Here is a 2815-nt window from a genome sequence, read left to right as displayed (position 1 = left end):
CGTCCTGTATGCAAAAAATATTCAGTTGTCAAGGTACAGGGTGCATACGCAGCAATCAGCGAATGGAAAGGGACAATGCTAACCGCCTGTTATGCAACTTCAAAAGCCAATATCTTTGTGATCAGCTTTGTTTCTAATCTGCGACGCAGAGTTTCATCAATGCAGTAATGCACCTGTCCGCTTTCGTCATATAACTTTCTGGTAGACAATTTGATTATGTATCCCTCATAGTGTTTTAACACTGTATTGATGGCACTTACATCGCCCTCTGATGCTGCCTTTATAATATGGAAAGGCAACAAATTTTCCTCATTTCTGCTTTTATACATCTTTTTCATCTGCTATTCCTTCCATGATCTTCTTCAAAATTTCAAGTGAGCGTGTCCTGTGTTCATGAATGGTACTGCGAACCAGATTCATTTCTCTTGCAATATCCGCATCGCTCATTTCCATAAAATATGAAAGTAAAATAACATTCCTTTTTCTTTCTGTAAGTTCCTTCAAAGCTTCAGCAATCAGGGTATTTTTTACTTCAATGTCATAGCCATGCACTTCAAAATGATGATATTCTGTTCCATACTCATCCATAGTAAATAATTTGCTCAACTCCTTTTCCGACAGTTCAGAGAATGTAACTTCGTGTTTCCTGCGATAGTCCATGTGTTTGTAATAATTTACAGCTTCGCCTTTTAATGCCATCTGGCATAACCGGTCAAACTGGTGCCGGATAGTCATTTCATCCTTAGAAGAAGGTTGCCCCATACGAGTTCACCTCCTCCCGTTCCGAATGCCAAGGCTTTTGCCCTTTTTCCCTTCCGGTGTATCTCCCAAATGAAACTGGGAAGATGTTCGGGTGGATTGAAAAATTTTTAGGAAAATTTTTCTGTATATAAAAAACGCCCTTATGGGCATATACCCACAGGACACCGTTTATAGCTGATATTAAATTTTCTCCACATTCTACGAGTGTATATAATACACTTTCAATTGTAGAATTTGCCGCATTACTTAAAATGCGACCTATTTAGCTGTCCTTCCACGCAATGGGCAGGATAATATTTCCCAAATACAAAAATATCCTTTCAACGGTTCAGAATCCATAACTCTCCCAAACACATTCAAAGGATAAAAACATGAGAAAAAACCTTTGAATACTGCGTTTTTTTATATGCAATATCCAAAGTTACTTATTTTATTCAAGTGCATTATATCCCTCTGATATAGTGCGTTATTAGTTCATTTTCTTTTTAAATGGTGAACTATACACTATATACGGAGGTGCATGACATGGCTAAATCTAAGAAAATTGATAAAGACATGGGTTTTCGCCTGAAGAAAGCCAGATTAGACCAAAAGCTGACTTATGATGAATTATCCGAAAAATCCGGTGTTTCATCAAGATATATCAAAGAGATCGAAAATCATGGTAATGTTCCAAGCCTTGAAAAACTCGGTCAGCTCATTCGAGCTTTACACATCTCTGCTGATCCGTTCTTTTATCCGGCAGCTCCAACTGATAATCTGGATTACCAAAGACTGTTGGTTTATCTTTCAGAATGTACAAACGATCAGATAACCACCATTCTTGCACTGGTAGAAGCCTATCTTCGTACATATAAGACCCATGAAACAGAATAGCAGAAAGATTTGGATTTTCTCTTGATTATTTCTGCATTTTTCTGGATAAAAACAGGGCGGTCAGCTCTCCATAGCCTTCCACCCTGTCATCTTATCTTTACTTGTATCATTTACATTGTTTGAAGCAAGAGTTCCAATGTGAAGGGTACTATCACTCATATATTATCTCCTAAATAATTTTATATATGTCTCATCGTTGTCATTTTCCGTTTCTGTTCCAGTCAATTATAACTTTTCTAATCTTTCCAGAAACGCAACATAGAATTCTCTCTCTTTCATACAAGCCCTCTGAACTTCTATGCTTTTAGGAACATATTCCAGTGGATGGTCTAAATTATATAAAGCCTCCCGAACCAATACGCATTTAATTACCTCCTTCTGATGTTGTATCATAATACTTTCCTGAAACTGTACTCATACATATCCGAATACATGTTATCATGCGGTTGTGGCGTCAGCCTTCTATCCAATGCCGCCATATCCACCGTAAAACCACTGTCTGCCACAGAAAAAGCACCATTACTGAATTGAAACTCCGAAGTAAAGTCTGGAATCCCCAGATCACCGCTTGTCCTATTATGTCCTATAATATTTATCAATGCATCCTTTATCCGCTCTATCTTGGCATTGTCTTTTGTTTTGTTGATCAGATTAGCGGCTTTTTCCGGCAGCCCGCCAATCTTTCCGTCTGGTGTCAGGTAAAGGTTCTCCAGAGAAATATCTTCTCCCGTAACTCCTTTTAAGTAACGCCTGACTTCCTGCACATCCGTGGCATACTGCCAGGTATTGGACGTCAGATTTCCCACACTGTCAGCAATTCCTGTGTAATACTGATACATCCGGTCACTGTACTTTTCCTCTACCAGTTTCTGAACCTGCTCCCGGACCTCTTTGTCTTCAATGCCGCTCACCGTTACATTCCCATTGCTTTCAATTTTTATCTGCATTCCCTCCAGCTCATCACGGGAGATCCCTTTGCTTTCCAGATCCTTTACAAAATCCTCGGAAAAATCATTTTTCAGTTCCGCCTTCTGCTGTGCTTTCTCAAAATCTTTCATGTTTGCAAAAATCTTCACATACTCCGTTTCCGCATCATCCAGTGTCTTTCCTTCTGCCATGTCCTGCAACAATTCATCCACTGTGCGCCCGCCTTTGTATTGTTTTTCTTCCGGCAGAC

At 39.3% G+C, this 2815-nt stretch carries 3 protein-coding genes and 1 pseudogene; 1 reads left to right on the top strand and 3 read right to left on the bottom strand.

Translation table 11 applies throughout. The features are described 5' to 3' along the window. Positions 1-89: 89 nt before the first annotated feature. Positions 90-338, bottom strand: coding sequence for a helix-turn-helix domain-containing protein (locus tag H8S17_RS15825; protein ID WP_006859229.1), 249 nt, complete (start codon positions 336-338; stop codon positions 90-92). Next, positions 322-762 (bottom strand): sigma-70 family RNA polymerase sigma factor, encoded by a 441-nt coding sequence (locus H8S17_RS15820; protein WP_006859230.1) that lies wholly within the window; start codon positions 760-762, stop codon positions 322-324. Before H8S17_RS15820 ends, H8S17_RS15825 begins: the two co-directional genes overlap by 17 nt. A gap of 525 nt (positions 763-1287) precedes the next feature. Here H8S17_RS15820 and H8S17_RS15815 point away from each other — a divergent pair. Beyond that, complete coding sequence (locus tag H8S17_RS15815; protein ID WP_002593580.1) at positions 1288-1638, top strand: helix-turn-helix domain-containing protein; 351 nt, start codon at positions 1288-1290, stop codon at positions 1636-1638. Between the two features lie 389 nt (positions 1639-2027). Here H8S17_RS15815 and H8S17_RS15810 read toward each other — a convergent pair. Next, positions 2028-2815 (bottom strand): annotated as a pseudogene (locus tag H8S17_RS15810) (hypothetical protein); the annotation flags it as partial.

The sequence above is a fragment of the Roseburia zhanii genome (assembly GCF_014287635.1).
Taxonomy (GTDB): Bacteria; Bacillota; Clostridia; order Lachnospirales; family Lachnospiraceae; genus Roseburia_B; species Roseburia_B zhanii.
The sequence above is the reverse complement of the archived record's forward strand: the minus strand, read 5'-3'. Positions and strand labels throughout refer to the sequence as shown.